The organism is Xenorhabdus santafensis, assembly GCF_033949405.1.
GTDB classification, from domain to species: Bacteria; Pseudomonadota; Gammaproteobacteria; order Enterobacterales; family Enterobacteriaceae; genus Xenorhabdus; species Xenorhabdus santafensis.
Map to the genome: position 1 here is coordinate 141,454 of NZ_VCDN01000014.1, position 17,716 is coordinate 159,169.

Consider the following 17,716-nt stretch of genomic DNA (forward strand, 5'->3'; position numbering starts at 1 on the left):
ATGGCTGACCATTATTTGCGGCTATTTGTTTCATGAACAAATGCTTCGTTGACAAACGGTTCACGAACAAACAGCGCCATGGACTCCAGATGGCCGGTGTGCGGAAACATATCCAGCATCCGCACACTAACAAGATGATAACCAGCCTCCAGCATAACTTTGCTGTCCCGTGCCAGAGTTGTGGGGTTACAGGAAACGTAAACCACTTTTTCAGGGGCCAGTTTTACTAAGTGTGACATGACACCCGCAGCACCTGCGCGGGCGGGATCCAACAACACCTTATTGAATCCTAACGCAGCCCAAGGCTGCTGATGAATATTCGATTCCAGATTTTCATGGAAAAATTCGACATTCCGGAGTTTATTTAGCTGCGCATTATATTGCCCACTCGCGACCAGCGCGGCAACTCCTTCTACGCCAACCACCGACTGCACTTTAGTTGCAATCGGCAGCGTAAAATTGCCCATCCCGCAAAACAGATCCAATACCCGGTCTGTTGGCTGCAAATCCAGCCATGACAGCGCCTGAGCGACCATTTGCTGGTTAACTTCATCATTAACCTGAATAAAATCCTGCGGGCTGAATACTAATTTTAAACCATTTACCTGATACCACGGCTCTTCTTGTGCCTCAATTAAAGGCTCAAGTGTTTTCTCATCCCCTGCCAGATAAATCTTCACCTTATTCTGCACTGAGAAAGTGCGTAACGTCTCCCGGTCTTCGTGCTTTAAAAGATCAAGGTGACGCAAAACCAGCAATGGGCCATTATCAGCCAGCACCAATTCAACATGCCCCAGCCGTTTGGCGGCATTCAGTTGGTTCAGGCACTGAGACAACGGTTGCAATAACCGTTCCAGATCTGGATGCATGACGGAACACTGCTTAATGTTGACCAAATCATTGCTCTGGCTCTGGCGAAACCCCATCAGCAGGGTGCGCTGCTTGGCATGATATTGCAGGCCGAGTCTGGCCCGGCGCCGATAGCCATATTCCGGGCCATGAATAATGGGATGTGCACTGATGTTAGCGCCTGTCTCCCGCTGGATCAGATGTTCCAACACACTGGCTTTTGTGTCGGCCTGCAACCCGATGACAACGTGTTGTTGCTGGCATCCGCCACATGCCTTGAAATGCGGGCAGCGGGGGGTAACACGGTGCGGGCTGTCCGATAGCCGCTTCACCACCCTGGCCTTCGCGAACTGGCGTTTTTCTTCTGTCAGTTGTATCTGGGCCTGCTCACCCGGCAATAACCCTGAAATAAAAATAGTTTTTCCCTTATGGCGGGCAATGCCTTGCCCTTGGGCATCAAGGTTATCTGCGGTAACTGAAATAATGCCTTGGTTTACGGAACGACGATTTGGGGAGTAAAATTGCACCATGATTCTGACTGACTTTAAGAAATTTAGTTTTGATTTTCCCACAATGGACGCCTATGACCAAATATAGCCTACGCACCCGTATGATGAGCCTGATATTGGTTCCTGTTTTACTGGTCGGAACGCTTGTGAGTATATCATTTATCTCATACCGCTATTATGAGTTGAAGAGCCTGATAGTCCGCAGTGGGATCAGTATTATTGAGCCGTTATCCATCGCCAGCGAAGTGGGCATTAACTTAGATAACCGCAAGCGGGTTAAGTCATTGATAAACAGCCTGCATCGACGAAACTCTGAAATTGTCAGGGCAATTGCCATTTTCGATGAGCATCATCAATTATTCGATATTTCGAACAATAAATATGATGTCAATCGCCTGAGATTGACGCCTGACGAGCCTATTCCGACCACATTAACTAAAACTGAGTATGGGAATAGCATTATCCTGAAGATGCCCATTATCTCAGAAAGCCCCTCTTCTCAATCATGGCAAAATGCTGCCAACAGTACGCAGCCCATCGGTTATATTGCGATTGATCTGGATTTGCGCGCCGCCCAACTCCAGCAATACAAAGAAATTGCCACCTCAATTATCTTATTGATTCTGTGTTTGGGGGGAACCGCTTTGTTTGCCTACGCATTGGTGCGCAAAGTGACACAGCCGCTGAACTGTATGGTTGAAGTGGTGGATCGTATCCGGCAGGGGCATCTGGATAGCCGCGTAACCGGTGCCATGCCCGGTGAACTGGCTGCCCTCCAAAATGGCATTAATACCGTGGCAGGCTCGCTTTCTAAATACAAGGATGAAATGCAGCTTCACATTGATCAGGCCACGTCTGATTTACAAATCACTATGGAGCAGCTGGAAATTCAAAATGTTGAGCTGACCCTCGCCAAAAAGCGGGCGCAGGAAGCCGTCAGGATCAAAACGGAATTTCTCGCCAATATGTCCCACGAATTGCGCACACCGCTGAATGGCGTTATTGGCTTTACTCGCCAAATGTTAAAAACCCCCATCACATCCCAACAGATGGAATATCTTTATGTCATTGATCGTTCAGCCAATAATCTACTTAAAATCATCAATGACATTCTGGATTTCTCCCGGCTGGAATCCAACAAGTTGGTTTTGGATCAAGTCCCTTTTCTGCTGCGGGATACCGTCAATGAAGTGATTGAGCTGCTTACTCCTGCTGCCAGCGTGAAAAACCTGCCGCTGTATCACCATATTGACGAAGAATTGCCGAACCTGATGATTGGCGATCCCATTCGTTTGCAGCAAATACTCACTAACTTGATTGGCAACGCAATTAAATTTACGGATAAAGGGTGTGTAACGCTGGATATCAAATTACGCCAGCACCAACATCACCTTGTGCAAATCGATTTTGCTGTAACCGATACCGGTATCGGCATTAAGCCCGAATATCGCCCGATACTGTTTCAGGCCTTCAATCAGGCTGATGCCAGTATAACCCGCCATTACGGCGGAACCGGGCTTGGTTTGAGCATCACCAAAAGATTAGTCAATGAAATGAAAGGTGAAATTGATTTCACCAGCGAACTGGCCAAAGGCACCGTGTTCTATTTTGACATCTGGCTGGAAAAAGAAGAGTTTTTGCTGGATTCACTATCAAAACACTTGCCTGCCTTTTCTGCGGCAGCACGCTTGCCAATGACTGTCATGGCCGTAGACGACAATCCCGCTAACCTTAAATTAATCGGCACATTGTTGGGTGAGCAAGTTGAAAGCACCTTGCTGTGTAGCAGTGGCATGGAAGCCTTGGAGATGGCAGAAAAACATGCTCTGGATCTGATTTTGATGGATATCCAGATGGCAGATATGGACGGAATACAGACGTCCAAGCAGATCCATCAACTATCCCGCCATAAAACAACACCGATTGTGGCTGTCACGGCTTTTGCCTGCAATGAAGCCAAAAACACGCCATTTATCGATTGCCTTACAAAGCCCTTGGATGAAAATCGTCTGAAAACATTGCTGAATCAATTTTGCCCGCCGGAAAAAAAAGGCCAGTCGGAAAAAAACCAAGCCATCGATTGGGACATGGCTCTGAAGCAAACTGCGGGTAAAGAGCCACTGGCAAGGGAGATGCTGGAAATGCTGCTCCAGACATTGCCTGAAATGAAAAACATGATTGAACTTGCCTTGCTCCCTGATGGCGGGGTGGCTCGCAAACACTTTCAGCATTATATCCACCAATTGCACGGCTGTTGCTGCTATAACGGTGTTCCAAAGCTGAAAGCGATTTGCGAAGTGGTCGAAAAACAGCTGCAACAAAACATTGATTTACTCGATTTGGAGCCGGAACTACTGGAATTCATAGATGAAATCAATCATGTCATTGAGGCTGCCCCCGATATTCTCAGAGCAACCAAGCCCCTTATTTCGTCACCATAAACTTGCGGTATTCCTCGTAAGCATAATGGTCAGTCATGCCACTGATATAATCCTGAATGAGACGTGCCCGATAATAAAATTCGATAACATCTTTATCAGCTTCATCAGTGGCAACTATTCCCTCCACGGCTTCGTTATACGCCAGACGATGCTTGGTGGAAAGTTTGTGCAACAGACGGGTTTCAATAAAGAATTTAGTGTGAAAATTATTCTGGTTCAGCTCCATGAAATCCTGTCTGGACATCTCCAGCAAAGGGCTATAAACATCCAGCAATCCGTTGATAATCCGGTAGCCCTGTAATTCCAGCTCTTCCACTTCGGGATGATTGAAAACACGGGTACGCGTCACGCTCTTCAATGTTTTCAATAAACGATGCTCTTCGCTATCCCCTTCCAGCAAGGCATGGTTATATGTGCCTGCATAGATTTCCGGCAAATTCTCAATGAACAAACGGGAAGTATAAGGCACCAATTTTCCCGTGATAAATACCCGCAGATACATAAAAAACTGTTCATGGATATTGCGGCGAACTTCATTATGGAGTGTTTTCTTATGGGCTTGTATCACCGTGGATTCAAATAAATCCCCTTTCCTGTGACCGCCATTTTTCTCCCACTCTGCCTTTAGGTATTCCACCAATTGTTCGACATTAAAAATGCCTTTTTCAACGGCATCGTCCAAGTCAGCAATGCAATACGAAATATCGTCGGCAGCTTCCATAATGTATGTCAGCGGAAAGCGGCAAAACTCCCCCATTTGCAGCTCTTTTCTCAACTCATGGATAAAACTGTTTTCTGACCAGTAATAACCCTTTTTCTTCATCAAGTAACTGAATTCAGGAAGAGGCGGGTCAAGGCGATAAGCCGGGCAGGTATATTTCAAGATACAGCCTATCTGGGCATAGGTGAGATTCAACCGCAGTAAATTATGCGCCAGACGGATAGCCTGGGCATTGCCTTCAAACTGGCATAAATCCTTGCGCAATTGTCGGCGGAAGAGATCTTTCTTTTCTTCCCCTGTCAGCCGCAATGCTGGCACATTACAGCCATCCTGCCGGTTTTCTGTTGTGAGCGAATAATCAGGATCCAGCCGGCGGGAAAACCAATCTTTAATCGCGGCTTCCCCAAAATGACCGAACGGAGGATTGCCGATATCATGCATTAAACAGGCCATTTCAATCAGGCTTTCAAAAGCGAGTAAGCGCTCACCTAGGCCATATTCCTGTAGCAAACCTTGCTTTGTCAGTTCCGAAATAATCGTTTTTGAGATGTAGCGACCGATTTGCTGCACTTCGAGCGAATGTGTCAATCGGCTGCGCACAGCAGCATTGCGTTCCAAAGGGAATACCTGCGTTTTCTGCTGCAATCGGCGAATGGCGGCCGAGTTAATGATCCGTCCACGGTCACTCTCAAATTGGCGTGTCACATAATCTTCATCATCAGAATGGATAGAAGATTTACTGAACTTACGCTGGTAATTCAACTTCTGTTTGAAATCAATCTTAGACATCAGTCCCCCATACTAAATGAAACGATGATTTAGAATTGAGCTCTCCGGTAAATGCCCATTCAATGATACACTTTCCGACTAAATCAACCGGTTAATAAAAAGTGAGTATGACACAATGAAAATAGGCGTAATAGGTGCAATGGAACAAGAGGTGACTTTCTTGCGTGACCAGATTGAAGGTCTGCAAACATTGTCACGAGGCGGATGCGAGATTTATACCGGAAAATTGAATGGCGTTGACATCGCTTTGCTGAAATCCGGTATTGGTAAAGTTTCTGCCGCGCTTGGAACCACATTATTGATAGAACATTGCCAGCCAGATTTCGTGATTAATACCGGTTCCGCCGGCGGCCTTGACCCTAAATTAAAAGTGGGCGATATCGTCGTTTCCGAAGAAGTTCGCTACCACGATGCTGATCTTACTGCGTTTGGCTATGAAGCCGGACAGATGGCGCAGTGCCCGGCAGCATTCATTGCTGATGCCGCATTGGTAGCTTTGGCAGAAAAATGCATCCAATCCCTCGACCTCAATGCAGTACGTGGCCTAGTTTGCAGCGGTGATGCCTTTATCAATGGCTCTGAACCATTGGCCCGCATTCGAGCCATCTTCCCGAAAGTCGCGGCGGTTGAAATGGAAGCGGCTGCCATTGGCCATGTTTGCCATCAATATAAAGTGCCGTTTGTTGTTGTTCGTGCCATTTCTGACATTGCCGATCAAGAATCCCATATCAGCTTTGATGAGTTTTTAGTTGTTGCTGCCCGTGAATCCACACGCATGGTCAATGCCATGCTGACCGAACTAAGCAAACAATAATCCCCTCTTAAAGTGGAGCACCGATAATGAAATCATGTGTGAAAACTGCCCTTCATCGTTCTGTTTGGCTGGCATTCTCATTCCTTTTATATGGTTTTGTGTATAGCTTTGTATGTACTTTCAGTGCTCCGCTTTATGCGGCTGCATCCCGTGTTATCAGTCTGGCACCCTCAACAACAGAATTGGCCTACGCTGCGGGATTGGGAGATAAACTTGTCGCAGTTAGTGCTTACTCCGATTATCCCGAGGCAGCAAAAAAACTGGAGCAAGTCGCAGATTGGCAAGGAATCAATGTCGAGCGGATTATCGCACTGAAACCTGATTTGGTTTTGGCATGGCGCGGCGGAAACCCCCAACGCCCTCTGGAACAACTTGCCGCCTTGGGCATTCCGATTTTTTATTCTGATGTAAAAAAAATAGAAGATGTGGCAACAGAGCTGGAAAAACTCGCCAACTATAGCCCCAATCCTGACGTGGCTAAAAAATCGGCCGCAGATTTTCTCCAGAAGTTGAACCAGCTCAAACAGGACTATGCCAATCCACAACCCAAGCCTGTATTTTTGCAGTTTGGCATGAATCCTATTTTTACCTCATCCGATCACACTATCCAAAGTGAAATTGTCTCCCTGTGTGGCGGCAGGAATATTTTTGCTGACAGCCCTGTTCCTTGGCCGCAAGTTAATCGTGAGCAGGTCATTGTCCGTAAACCGGAAGTCATTGTCATGGGCGGAACGGAAGAACAAAAACAGCAAGTCGCTGATTTTTGGAAACCCCAGTTGAATATTGAAATTATCGCCCTGAATGATGACTGGTTCAGTCGGGCCGGGCCGAGAATAGTTCTCGCCGCAGAACAACTTTGTCCGCTATTAAAATAACTATAAAAACAAACGCTATTTTATCTTCGTGCGTTTTTTTAGCAGGCTGTGCGCGACAATGCCAACGACTAAGCCCCAGAATACTGAACTGACGCCCAGTAAATTTGCGCCGGAAGCGGTGGTCAGAAAACAGATTATGGCAGCATCTCTGGTTCTTTCATCTTTGATGGCCAGATTCAAACTATTGGCAAAAGTGCCAATCAGCGCTAATCCGGCCAAACTTTTTATTAACGTGCTTGGAAAAGCGCTGAACAAATAGAAAATTGCCCCACCCAAAACACCCGCCAATAAATAGCAAAAACCCGCGCTGACAGCAGCAACATACCGTTTCTGCTTATCTGGATGGACATCACTTCCCATACAAATTGCAGCGGTAATTGCAGAAATACAAATACTGAACCCTCCCAGAGGAGCCAGAATGATGGCAGTTAACGATGTCCAAGTCAGTAATTTAGATGCACGGGGAGGATATCCCGCTGCTTGTAATGTCGCGGTTCCCGGGGCATTTTGTGAAACCATGGTGACGATAAAAAATGGAATCCCAATACTAATGAGTGCGGTTGCATTAAATTGTGGCATAACCAGTTCCGGCATGGAAAACGCGATGCTTTCACCCGCCAAGTTTAAATCACCACTTATAATACAAACAATCAATCCAACCATCAGTGTCGAGATGACTGCATATAACGGGAAATAGCGACGGGCAATTAAGTAAACAAATAGCATTGCACCGCACAGCCAAAAATTGATTGGTAATACTACAAATGCATCCAAGCAGAAACGGAGTAATATTCCGGCCAACATCGCTGCGGCTATGGAGTGTGGAATATAATTCATCAATCTGGCAAATAACCCAGTGATACCGCATATCAACATTAATGCCGAAGCAAAAATAAAAACACCAATGGCTTCATTAACGGAAATACCCGAAACATTTGTCGCCAGCAATGCAATTCCCGGTGTTGACCAAGCCGTCAAAATAGGAGTGCGATAATAAAGCGATAATGCAATTGTCGTGATCCCCATTCCGAAGCCAAGCATACTTAACCAAGCACCTATTTGTGAAGGTTCAACACCGATGGCGGTCATCGCTTGGAGAATTATCGCAATTGAACTAGCATATGAAACTAATACGGCAACAAATCCTGTAATAAAAGCTGCCGGTGAAAAATCCTTAAAAAATGATAAATTAAACATCTTGCATGACCTATTGGACGTTATAACGGACGATAGTATCATCGCGCATTATAACGCTCAATCATGCATTGACTTTTGAGACAGCACCAATGAGTGATATCACATCGAAAATTGCTGAAACATTTAAATCATTAAGAACCTCTCGTGAATTAAGCCTCAGCCAAGTGGCTAAACTGACAGGCGTCAGCAAAGCCATGCTTGGGCAAATTGAACGAGGCCAATCATGCCCAACAGTTTCGACACTATGGAAAATAGCAACCGGCTTTAATATTGCTTTTTCAACTTTTTTAGAAGGTGCCACCCCTCAGCCTCAACCTGTATTACACCGATTCAATGAATTACCTACCTTTGAACAAAACGATTCAGGTATGCGGGTAATACCACTCGTCCCCTTTGATGATGAACTCTTCATCGATTTATTGAAAATAGAGTTGATACCAGGCGCCTCAAGTGAATCTTCTCCACATGAATTTGGGGTGATCGAGCATATTGTCGTGCTTAGTGGAGTATTAGATCTGCGTATCAATGAGACTTGGCATAAAATTTCAGCCGGTGAATCCATACGTTTTCATGCTGATTGCCATCATGCCTATACTAATTCAGGAGATGACGTTGTCGTTCTCCATAACCTTATTCACTATCCTCATAAGTGACTATTCACACACCTATTTCGCCTGTAGTGCAAGCGGGTAACAATTGAAACACAGAAAGTCCCTGAATAATTCCCGTTATATTTCCCCGTTCACATTGGTCAGGGTTTAAACTGAATTTAACAGACTGATCAACATGAAATTATAGTGAAAATAATCGTGTGTTCTTATTCTTAATAGACTGCAATTATCAAATAACATTACTGACACAGATTAAATTTAAAATAATAATGTTTTGTTTTAATTCTTTATTGCGCTCAATTTTTATTTGGATAACCACAGAATATGAATAATGCTTTTTACCAGAGAGCTGAATTTTACGCTCTCACGGCCGCCGCTCTCAACGGCACCATTGGCGTGTTAACCCATTTCGGGCTTAATTCAGGGATCAGCCATCATCAGGTTGCATTCTGGAAGTGTTTTATTGCCTTTCTGATACTGCTGGTATATTGCTTGTCAAAACCTGCTGAGCGCCGGACATTTTTGCAATTGCGGCATAAAAGCCGGCAATTTGCCTTGCTTGCCTTCTTCGGGATCTTTTGCCTGTATTTCTTCGAAACTTGGGCATTCAATGAAGCGCCAATTCCTCTCGTCTCGTTTCTGGTTTATGCCGCTGGTGGCATTACGCTCATTCTTTCCTCTCTGTTTTTGGGTGAAAAAATGGGTATCAATAAGTGGTTATCGTTCGGGCTCATTCTCATTGGTGTTTACTGCCTGTTTAATTTTGCCGGGCAAACTTCCGGCAGCTATAAAGGCATCGTACTGGCATTGCTGGGCGGGTTGGGATATGCCCTCTTCATCTTTCTTTCAAAACTGATGAATATCGGCAGCGGAATATCCGTATTGCTCTGGCTATTTGGCTTCGGCACTATTTTTCTTGCTGTACCGGCAATATATGAAGGATTGCAACTGCCTTCCGGCATCGCATTGTTGATGATTTTGGGGCTGGTGCTGCTCCCGTCAATTGGTGGATTTTACTTTACAACCAAGGCCGTGGAAAAAGGCGAAGCAAGCAGCGTGCAAATCACCGAAACCAGTGAACCTCTGTTTTCAACGTTATTCGCATTTATCTTTATCGGGGAAACGTTAGGATGGATGGGAACACTGGGCGCGTTTTTCATTATGTCAGGCTTGGTGATCAGCATTCTTAAAAAACCTCATCAACAACAACTCATTTCGTCTTAGCTATTTCTGCTAATTGCCTGGCCCCAAATTTCCCTTGTGAAACAACCGCCTAAAAGGAGGCTTTTATGGCAATTATCGGCAAACTTAAACAGAAAAAAGAGCAGCAATCGATGGAAACACTGAGCTCGTTTGTCATTATGTCAGGTTGAGTTATCATCATGTTGAAAAAATCCCGCCAACATCTACCTCAATTGATTTCTTCTCAGAGATTAATAAACCAACAACAAATTAACTTATAAAATAATAAACAAAAATAATTTAACAGAAGAAAATAATTAATAATTTGCTTTAGACAACCTTTTATAGCAATAATTATCGCGGGCTTCATTCAGGTTTTGATGTTTTGTTTAGCGGCAATTCTCTAATTACGAATGAAGCCTTTTTCCTATCTTAAATAAAAAGATATCGCTTAAAAGGCAGTTTGAAAGACGAAGTGTATATATGCATTCCAAATAAGAGTGCTAAGTGATGCGGTTCCCTTTTCTCTTCAAGCTATTGCATAACAGGTCGGTTCAGCACTGGCGGAGATTGACCGTGGCATGCAGGCTGGGAACAAAGAATGGTAATCATGGCGTCATTTAAAAAGTATTTTTAACACATTCAATAGATAACATGATGAGGGTTGACATGAAAAGAATAGCGACAGTAATCATTGCGTTCGGCGGTCTTTTGGGAAACACCTATGCGTTGGCAGATAACCATACCGTATCCGTGGGGTACGCGCAGAGCAAGGTGCAGGGTCTTAAAGATATCCGCGGCGTGAATGCTCAATATCGTTATGAATGGGATTCCCCGATCAGTGTTATCGGTTCATTCAGCTATATGAAGGGCGATCACGCAAAAAGCTATCATGATGAAGCGGGCGATTTTTATAAACAGCATGCCGATGTGAAGTATTATTCATTTCTGGCTGGCCCGGCCTACCGCATTAATGACTATGTCAGCCTCTATGGTTTAATGGGTATTTCTCACACGAAAGCTGACGGTGGATATGAATGGCGAAACAGCGTTGGTGCAGATAAACCCAGCGGGCATGAACGCGGCAGTGTGTCCGGAAAATCGACTAATTTTGCCTATGCCACCGGGCTTATCATCAATCCAATGGAAAACCTATCGGTTAATGTTGGCTATGAAGGCAGCAGGGCGAGCATTCATGGCAAACATTCGATTAACGGCTTCAATGTTGGCGTAGGCTACCGCTTTTAAATAAGGCTGGGCGAAAGCGGGCAAAATGACGTTTGTTCGCTTTCGTCTTTCTCCCCAATGGATCGAGGATTCAAATTCTCTCCGCGCAGTCTCAATTCACATCGCCTAAATAGGCAGGAAAATCAAATGAAAAACGTTTTTCTGCAATTAAGGGGCGCAATACCGCAGGAAATAAAGGCAGGTTTATCACATCGCTCAAATTGACCCATTGAGCCGTTATTTGATCCCTGTCCGCGTTAATATCCAGATTGTGAATATCGGGATTCTTATCGGCAAGCGAAGCAAGAAACATCAATTCAATTTGATGGACATCTTTATCAAATTCAGCAAATTCATGGTTACGCCCTATATATTCCCTGACAAATACCAGACGCTCAGGTTCAATCTTGTATAACGTCTCTTCAAGGCATTCTCTCATCAATGTTTGAGCCAATGTTTCTCCAAATAGCTGCCCTCCACCGGGAAGGGTATACCATTCGTCTGAATCCGATTGATATCTGACAAGTAAAATCTGGTCTTTGTAAATAATGATGGCTTTTGCTGAAATACGAACAGCCGCAGTATTATTTTGATGCACGAACGACACTCCAATAAAAAAGGTGCTGCGATAAAAAGGCAAAAATTTGTCTGAAATGACCTATTCTAATCACACGCCTTGTGCCCGGAGAGTTTGTTGATTTTTAGCAGTGCTTATTATTAGAAAAAACCCCGTTATTTTAAACGGGGTTTGTCAGTATGCGAACTTTTTGGAAAAGGGCGTTATTTGCAATCACTGTCCCTATGCCAATTAGACGCTAAAAGAGGAACCACAGCCGCAGGTCGTTTTTGCATTCGGATTGGTGACAATAAAACGGGAACCTTCCAGCCCTTCCGTGTAATCCACACATCCACCAACCAGATATTGCAGGCTCATTGGGTCAACAACCAGCTCAACCCCTTGCTTCTGAATAGTCATGTCACCTTCGTTAATTTGATCGTCGAAAGTGAAACCATACTGGAATCCGCTACAACCACCACCTGTAATATAAACCCGCAGGCGCAGATTCGGGTTATCTTCATCAGCAACCAGTACTTTGACTTTATTGGCTGCGGCATCAGTAAACTGCAAAGGCAGTGCAGCATCATCGCTCATATTTTTACTCCAGTCCGGTTTTCCGGTAAGAATTCTCGAAAGGTTATTTTACGCTTTCTGATCAGTTATCGGGATTATCCAATACCTGACTAATTCGTTCAAGTTTTGCCACACGAATGCAACAATATCACCTTTCTTGATTATTTGGCTTAGCTATTGGGGGGGCTTTATCCCCTTCGTCTTTCAAGTTGCCTCTTTGTTGGCTGCACGCATTCACCCCAGCCACCGTTTTTATAAACATACGGTTATCTATCATTCCCTTGCCGCCACGATGTAACTTGAAATCCATTGGGTATAGAATGGCACCATTGTATCTCTACCAGTCTTTATATCTTTCAGGAGCTTTTATCAATGAGCCAGTCCGAAACGCTTTACTCTCAGGCAAAACATGTGATCCCGGGCGGTGTTAACTCCCCTGTACGTGCTTTTAATGGCGTAGGCGGAACGCCGGTCTTTATCCAGCGTGCCGATGGTGCCTATCTTTATGATGTTGATGGCAATGCTTATATTGATTATGTCGGTTCATGGGGGCCAATGGTTCTTGGGCACAATCATCCTGCCATCCGCAATGCCGTCATTGAAGCAGCGGAACGTGGCCTGAGTTTTGGCGCGCCGACGGCTGCTGAAGTGGAAATGGCAAAGCTGGTCACCGATTTGGTGCCGTCCATGGATATGGTTCGTATGGTGAATTCCGGCACAGAAGCTACCATGAGTGCCATTCGTCTGGCTCGTGGTTATACCCAACGCGACAAAATCATTAAATTTGAAGGCTGCTATCACGGTCACGCAGATTGCTTGCTGGTCAAAGCCGGCTCAGGTGCATTAACCATTGGTCAGCCCAATTCTCCGGGAGTTCCTGCGGATTTTGCCAAACATACCCTGACGTGCATTTACAATGACCTGAATTCCGTCCGTGAAGCGTTCGAAAAATATCCGGAAGAGATTGCGTGTATCATCGTCGAACCTGTCGCGGGTAACATGAACTGCATTCCGCCACTGCCAGAATTCTTGCCGGGTCTGCGCAAGCTGTGTGATGAATTCGGTGCCCTGTTGATTATTGATGAAGTCATGACTGGCTTCCGTGTTGCTCTGGGTGGCGCACAAGAATATTACGGTGTTGAACCAGACCTCACTTCCCTGGGCAAAATCATTGGTGGCGGTATGCCTGTCGGTGCCTTCGGCGGCCGTCTGGAAATCATGGAAAAACTGGCACCAACCGGCCCGGTGTATCAGGCCGGAACCCTTTCCGGTAACCCAATCGCCATGGCGGCGGGTCTGGCTTGCCTGAACGAAGTTGCCCAAGTTGGTGTCCATCAGCGTCTGACTGAACTGACAGACAAGCTGGCCGCTGGCCTGAAAAATGCCGCTTCAAACGCGGACATTCCGCTGGTTGTCAATCATGTTGGCGGTATGTTTGGTATTTTCTTCACTGATTCAGAAAGCGTTACCTGTTATCAGGATGTCATGCAATGCGACGTGGAACGTTTCAAGCAATTCTTCCATTTGATGCTGGAAGAAGGTGTTTATCTGGCACCTTCCGCATTTGAAGCTGGTTTTATGTCCATCGCCCATACTGATGAAGATATCCAGCGTACCGTTGATGCCGCAGCACGCAGCTTCGCAAAACTGAAATAACCGGCCTGACTTTTCCAGACGTCCCACCGGGTTACCCGCGACGTCTGGAAAACCATTCACACCAAAGCCCGTAGCGCCTGAACAATCGGCATCACAGCCAATGATTCTAAGCAGGATCAGCACCAGCTAGCAGAAATGTTGTGGGCTGATGCGCTTTCTCAGGCGAGTGCCGATAAAGAGAGAGAACAGGGATAACACCGTTAATATCAATACCGGCCATAAATAGTCTGAGGAGAACAGTTCGAAGGCTTCATTGCGCAATGCAATTAATTGGCTGATGTTCCCAAGCTAGGGTTAAGCACTCTGAGATAATGGATAATTTTCCTCCCCCATAATGTTGGGTTCAATATGGGAGAAAAGTGTTTCCACAAAGACTTGTGGCATTTCCAGCATTGGACTATGCCCGCAATTATCAATAATAGACATTGAAACATGATTTAATTGGCTTGCCAGCCCCTGCCAAGGTGCAACAGGTGTGATGATATCTTCTTTACCCCAGATAAAATGGATAGGAATGGTTGTTTCGCTGAGTATTTTTGGCACATCATATTTTCTACTGAATGATAACCAGCGCACAATGCTTTTAAATATTTCGTCATCGCTAAAAATACGTGAGATTTCATCTATTCCACGTTGTGGAACTTTACTCTTATCAAAATAAACATTTCCCATTAACATGCTTGCATATTTAATATTCCCTGTGCGCAGCTCACTCAAAGATACACCTGCCTCACTTTCAATCTGGCCAGGTGCTCCGCTCATAACGATCCCTTTTACCCGAGAGATATTCAATGAAGAATAATGCAATGCAATAAGTGCACCAAGAGAATTGCCGACTAAATAAGGCTGTTCATCACATGTATCAATAACTTCATCTAGCACATTTATTATTGTTTTTTGATTTTTTTCAAAAGTAACTGGAATAGGTTCTTTAAATACAATGGCTGAATACCCTCTTTCATTCACACTTTCAATAATTAAATCCCATATCCATCCTCCAGCAAACAAACCAGGAAGAAATATAATGGGGTGGCCAGAGCCTTTTTTTTCATAGAGCATAATGAAATCCTTAACATCTATTCTTTTTAATTGACCATAACGTCATTAAAGCTACGATAATATATAAAAACGTAACATTATCAGTCAGGCTTGATATTTTGCCTTCAAGAAAATGAATTATAATCCATTCAAAATAGTGCTCTATTTTGAATCCATCAGTTATCATTTTCACTTTGAAAGCAGGTTTCATTACAATGAATAACATAGTAAACCCTCTCGGGTTTAATATAAAAAATGACAAAATAAAATAAAAAACAATTCCATCAAAGTTCAGTTAAATAAAAATAACTAATTTCTCATCTATCATAATTTCATATGCAACAGATGATGGATTGTAGCGCAGCAGAAATATGCTATCTGCTATCAAAATGGTATAAAGCATGATATTTAACGTTTGGGACGAATTTTATATCCATCACTCACGCTAATGAAAATACCCATCGTACTGTTGAAGCCGCAGCACATCGCTTCGAAAAACTGAGATAATCCTTATCTTTCCAGACGCCGTAACCGGGCTATCCGCGACGTCTGGAAAACAACTCACACCAAAGCCCGTAACGCCTGAACCGCCGACATCACAGCCAATACCCCAAGCAGGATCAGCACCAGCCAGCGGAAATGTTGTGGGCTGATGCGCTTTCTCAGGCGAGTGCCAATAAAGAGAGAGAACAGGGATAACACCGTTAATATCAATACCGGCCATAAATAATCCGAGGAGAACAGTTCGAAGGCTTCATTGCGCAATACAATTAATTGACTGATTTTCCCGAGCAAAAAACACAAATTTGCCGCGCGGGCAATTTCATGGCGATCATTGCTCATTGTCAATAAACACATAATCAGGATAGGTGACATCGCATTGGTTGCACCACCAATCACACCAGCCGCCAAACCGAAAAATGCTAAAACAATCGGATTTTCTGGTAAGCGGAAATTGCTGCTGCGAATATTGGTGAAAATGTAAAATGCAATAACACCACTCAGCAAGATCTGTAAGTAGGCGGGATTTATTAAAAATAAAAGTTTGGCACCGATAAAACTGCCAATTAATGAGAATAACGCCAACAAACCATATTTATAGAGTATGTTACCTATCTTTCCGCCTGATATTACACTCAAAACGTTGACTAATAACGTCGGCCACAAGGCTAATACCACAGCCTCTTTCAATGGCATAAACAGACTTAATGAAGTTGTACTGGCAATTGGGAAGCCTATGCCACTAATTCCATGTAATAACGCTGCGGTAATAAAAACTAAGCATAAGACGAGAAGATTCAAGATACTACCCTCTAATTCAGTTCGTTGACTTAATTTATAATAAATAATTCCTCTATCAAAATATCTTTTAATCCCATAAGATTAATCGAGCGCATTACATCCAACCTTCAACCTTGTTCATAAAGAGAATTGGGGAAAAATAATGTCAAAACGTACTATTTTGTTGACCGGTGCAAGCGGGCGTATAGGGCGAGTTTTTTTTCTCGCTATGCAAGAGCATTATGTTTTTACGCTTGTCGATCAAAGGACGCCTGATTATCCGGTTTTGCCTCCCCACCGTTTTATCCCTGCTGATTTATCCGATCCGTCTGTTTCAGAGCAACTCGTCATTGGCATGGAGAATATTGTTCATCTCGCGGGTATTCCGCATCAGGACGCAGAATTTGAGCAGTTATTGCCAGCCAATATCTTAACGACAACTTACCTTCTGCAAGCCGCCGCCAAATCGCAATGCCGCCGCGTTGTCTTTGCCAGCAGCGCACAAACAATTGAAGGATATCCTGTCGATAAACAGATCCCCGATGGGATAGCTGTTTCACCTGCCAATCTGTATGGTGTGACAAAGTGTTATGGCGAAGCCCTGTGTTCTTACTTAGCGACTCAACAAGGATTATCTTCCGTAGCGTTGCGTATAGGGCCTTTCGAACCCAAAGAAAATCACGAGTTGAAAAGCACCCGTGACCTGAGTGCCTGGCTAAGCTATGAAGACGCGGTTCACTTGATCACTTGTGCCATTGAGGCGGAAGGAATTACGTTTTTTATCGCCCACGGTATTTCTAACAATCGGTTCAAACGTTTCGATCTCACTCAAACCCGAAAAGTATTGGGTTATTCACCTCAAGATGATGCATTTAGCACATTTGATCTGAATGAATATTTTTTGAATACACCAGAAAAATAACCCCGCAGTGCGGTGAAAAAAGGGAGTATTCATTTAATTAAAAAATAACCAATTATTAGATAAAGGTTTTCGTTATAATTATTATTGCCACCATTCAAATCGCAGTCTTGTTGGCTGCGATTATTCCCTTTACTCTCGTTGTCTAAACATGCCTTTATCTAACTTTCCGAATTAATGAATATTTCTTTCCTTAAAATTTCTGATTACATAGGAATATTTACAATTCAAAATAAAATAGCCAATATTGAATTAATTCAACCAGTGAAAAACAAAACGATTATAACCAAAAAGAATAACAAAAATTTACTTTCATAATTACAACCTACAATCAGGAAGATATATTTCACTCAAAATGAAACATTATTTCATCCTGCCATTTTAATGAAAATTTATTATACGACATAATAAAGCAACCTGATTAAGATAATTCATAACCATCGCCATGTTTATTTACATATAAATCCACACACAC

The 17,716-nt window shown here is 43.9% G+C and carries 16 protein-coding genes; 8 read left to right on the plus strand and 8 right to left on the minus strand.

The genetic code is table 11. The features are described from left to right. Window positions 1-11: 11 nt before the first annotated feature. Window positions 12-1,379 (minus strand): 23S rRNA (uracil(1939)-C(5))-methyltransferase RlmD, encoded by a 1,368-nt coding sequence (gene rlmD, locus FE392_RS04770; RefSeq protein WP_319929122.1) that lies wholly within the window; start codon window positions 1,377-1,379, stop codon window positions 12-14. A gap of 53 nt (window positions 1,380-1,432) precedes the next feature. On the opposite strand from rlmD, the gene FE392_RS04775 reads away from it, so the two are divergent. Beyond that, window positions 1,433-3,799 (plus strand): ATP-binding protein, encoded by a 2,367-nt coding sequence (locus tag FE392_RS04775; RefSeq protein ID WP_319929086.1) that lies wholly within the window; start codon window positions 1,433-1,435, stop codon window positions 3,797-3,799. On the opposite strand, the gene dgt is transcribed toward FE392_RS04775, so the two are convergent. Next, the gene (gene dgt, locus FE392_RS04780; RefSeq protein ID WP_319929087.1) at window positions 3,783-5,309 is read right to left on the minus strand and encodes a dGTPase; all 1,527 of its coding nucleotides are present in this window, start codon (window positions 5,307-5,309) and stop codon (window positions 3,783-3,785) included. The two genes, FE392_RS04775 and dgt, sit on opposite strands and share 17 nt — an antisense overlap. 115 nt (window positions 5,310-5,424) lie before the next feature. Between dgt and mtnN the strand changes: the two genes are divergently transcribed. Further along, window positions 5,425-6,123 (plus strand): 5'-methylthioadenosine/S-adenosylhomocysteine nucleosidase, encoded by a 699-nt coding sequence (mtnN, locus tag FE392_RS04785; protein ID WP_319929088.1) that lies wholly within the window; start codon window positions 5,425-5,427, stop codon window positions 6,121-6,123. A gap of 26 nt (window positions 6,124-6,149) precedes the next feature. After that, window positions 6,150-6,998, plus strand: a complete 849-nt coding sequence (btuF, locus tag FE392_RS04790; RefSeq protein ID WP_319929089.1) for a vitamin B12 ABC transporter substrate-binding protein BtuF — start codon at window positions 6,150-6,152, stop codon at window positions 6,996-6,998. A gap of 15 nt (window positions 6,999-7,013) precedes the next feature. Here btuF and FE392_RS04795 read toward each other — a convergent pair whose 3' ends face one another. Further along, window positions 7,014-8,195: a benzoate/H(+) symporter BenE family transporter gene (locus FE392_RS04795; RefSeq protein WP_319929090.1), complete on the minus strand. Its 1,182-nt coding sequence runs from the start codon at window positions 8,193-8,195 to the stop codon at window positions 7,014-7,016. A gap of 89 nt (window positions 8,196-8,284) precedes the next feature. On the opposite strand from FE392_RS04795, the gene FE392_RS04800 reads away from it, so the two are divergent. The 3 genes from FE392_RS04800 (at window position 8,285) to FE392_RS04810 (ending at window position 11,236) form a co-directional block, all read left to right on the plus strand. Beyond that, entirely contained in the window at window positions 8,285-8,848 is a 564-nt protein-coding gene (locus tag FE392_RS04800) for a helix-turn-helix domain-containing protein (protein WP_319929091.1), read from the plus strand. A 282-nt stretch (window positions 8,849-9,130) separates the two neighbouring features. Further along, the gene (locus tag FE392_RS04805) at window positions 9,131-10,030 is read left to right on the plus strand and encodes a DMT family transporter (RefSeq protein ID WP_319929092.1); all 900 of its coding nucleotides are present in this window, start codon (window positions 9,131-9,133) and stop codon (window positions 10,028-10,030) included. A 627-nt stretch (window positions 10,031-10,657) separates the two neighbouring features. Continuing rightward, window positions 10,658-11,236: an Ail/Lom family outer membrane beta-barrel protein gene (locus FE392_RS04810; protein WP_319929093.1), complete on the plus strand. Its 579-nt coding sequence runs from the start codon at window positions 10,658-10,660 to the stop codon at window positions 11,234-11,236. 91 nt (window positions 11,237-11,327) lie between these two features. On the opposite strand, the gene FE392_RS04815 is transcribed toward FE392_RS04810, so the two are convergent. From FE392_RS04815 to FE392_RS04825, 3 genes are all read right to left on the minus strand, one after another. After that, a complete protein-coding gene (locus FE392_RS04815) occupies window positions 11,328-11,813 on the minus strand; it encodes an NUDIX domain-containing protein (protein ID WP_319929094.1) in 486 nt (161 codons plus the stop codon). Between the two features lie 210 nt (window positions 11,814-12,023). Then, complete coding sequence (erpA, locus tag FE392_RS04820) at window positions 12,024-12,368, minus strand: iron-sulfur cluster insertion protein ErpA (protein WP_319929095.1); 345 nt, start codon at window positions 12,366-12,368, stop codon at window positions 12,024-12,026. A 127-nt stretch (window positions 12,369-12,495) separates the two neighbouring features. After that, window positions 12,496-12,657, minus strand: coding sequence for a hypothetical protein (locus FE392_RS04825; protein ID WP_319929096.1), 162 nt, complete (start codon window positions 12,655-12,657; stop codon window positions 12,496-12,498). 62 nt (window positions 12,658-12,719) lie between these two features. Between FE392_RS04825 and hemL the strand changes: the two genes are divergently transcribed. Beyond that, window positions 12,720-14,003, plus strand: a complete 1,284-nt coding sequence (gene hemL, locus FE392_RS04830; protein WP_319929097.1) for a glutamate-1-semialdehyde 2,1-aminomutase — start codon at window positions 12,720-12,722, stop codon at window positions 14,001-14,003. Window positions 14,004-14,297: 294 nt separating this feature from the next. Here hemL and FE392_RS04835 read toward each other — a convergent pair whose 3' ends face one another. Together FE392_RS04835 and FE392_RS04840 are read right to left on the minus strand one after the other, a co-directional pair. After that, the gene (locus tag FE392_RS04835) at window positions 14,298-15,062 is read right to left on the minus strand and encodes an alpha/beta fold hydrolase (protein WP_319929098.1); all 765 of its coding nucleotides are present in this window, start codon (window positions 15,060-15,062) and stop codon (window positions 14,298-14,300) included. Between the two features lie 540 nt (window positions 15,063-15,602). After that, window positions 15,603-16,343 carry a sulfite exporter TauE/SafE family protein gene (locus FE392_RS04840; RefSeq protein WP_319929099.1) on the minus strand — a complete coding sequence of 247 codons (741 nt, stop codon included), beginning with the start codon at window positions 16,341-16,343 and terminating at the stop codon, window positions 15,603-15,605. Between the two features lie 142 nt (window positions 16,344-16,485). On the opposite strand from FE392_RS04840, the gene FE392_RS04845 reads away from it, so the two are divergent. Continuing rightward, entirely contained in the window at window positions 16,486-17,244 is a 759-nt protein-coding gene (locus tag FE392_RS04845; RefSeq protein ID WP_319929100.1) for an NAD-dependent epimerase/dehydratase family protein, read from the plus strand. The last annotated feature ends 472 nt before the right edge of the window (window positions 17,245-17,716 follow it).

Excerpts from the sequence above, each read along its gene's own strand:
- rlmD (WP_319929122.1), bottom strand. The coding sequence starts at position 1,379 with ATGGTGCAATTTTACTCCCCAAATCGTCGTTCCGTAAACCAAGGCATT.
- FE392_RS04775 (WP_319929086.1), top strand. The coding sequence starts at position 1,433 with ATGACCAAATATAGCCTACGCACCCGTATGATGAGCCTGATATTGGTT.
- dgt (WP_319929087.1), bottom strand. The coding sequence starts at position 5,309 with ATGTCTAAGATTGATTTCAAACAGAAGTTGAATTACCAGCGTAAGTTC.
- mtnN (WP_319929088.1), top strand. The coding sequence starts at position 5,425 with ATGAAAATAGGCGTAATAGGTGCAATGGAACAAGAGGTGACTTTCTTG.
- btuF (WP_319929089.1), top strand. The coding sequence starts at position 6,150 with ATGAAATCATGTGTGAAAACTGCCCTTCATCGTTCTGTTTGGCTGGCA.
- FE392_RS04795 (WP_319929090.1), bottom strand. The coding sequence starts at position 8,195 with ATGTTTAATTTATCATTTTTTAAGGATTTTTCACCGGCAGCTTTTATT.
- FE392_RS04800 (WP_319929091.1), top strand. The coding sequence starts at position 8,285 with ATGAGTGATATCACATCGAAAATTGCTGAAACATTTAAATCATTAAGA.
- FE392_RS04805 (WP_319929092.1), top strand. The coding sequence starts at position 9,131 with ATGAATAATGCTTTTTACCAGAGAGCTGAATTTTACGCTCTCACGGCC.
- FE392_RS04810 (WP_319929093.1), top strand. The coding sequence starts at position 10,658 with ATGAAAAGAATAGCGACAGTAATCATTGCGTTCGGCGGTCTTTTGGGA.
- erpA (WP_319929095.1), bottom strand. The coding sequence starts at position 12,368 with ATGAGCGATGATGCTGCACTGCCTTTGCAGTTTACTGATGCCGCAGCC.
- FE392_RS04825 (WP_319929096.1), bottom strand. The coding sequence starts at position 12,657 with ATGGATTTCAAGTTACATCGTGGCGGCAAGGGAATGATAGATAACCGT.
- hemL (WP_319929097.1), top strand. The coding sequence starts at position 12,720 with ATGAGCCAGTCCGAAACGCTTTACTCTCAGGCAAAACATGTGATCCCG.
- FE392_RS04835 (WP_319929098.1), bottom strand. The coding sequence starts at position 15,062 with ATGCTCTATGAAAAAAAAGGCTCTGGCCACCCCATTATATTTCTTCCT.
- FE392_RS04845 (WP_319929100.1), top strand. The coding sequence starts at position 16,486 with ATGTCAAAACGTACTATTTTGTTGACCGGTGCAAGCGGGCGTATAGGG.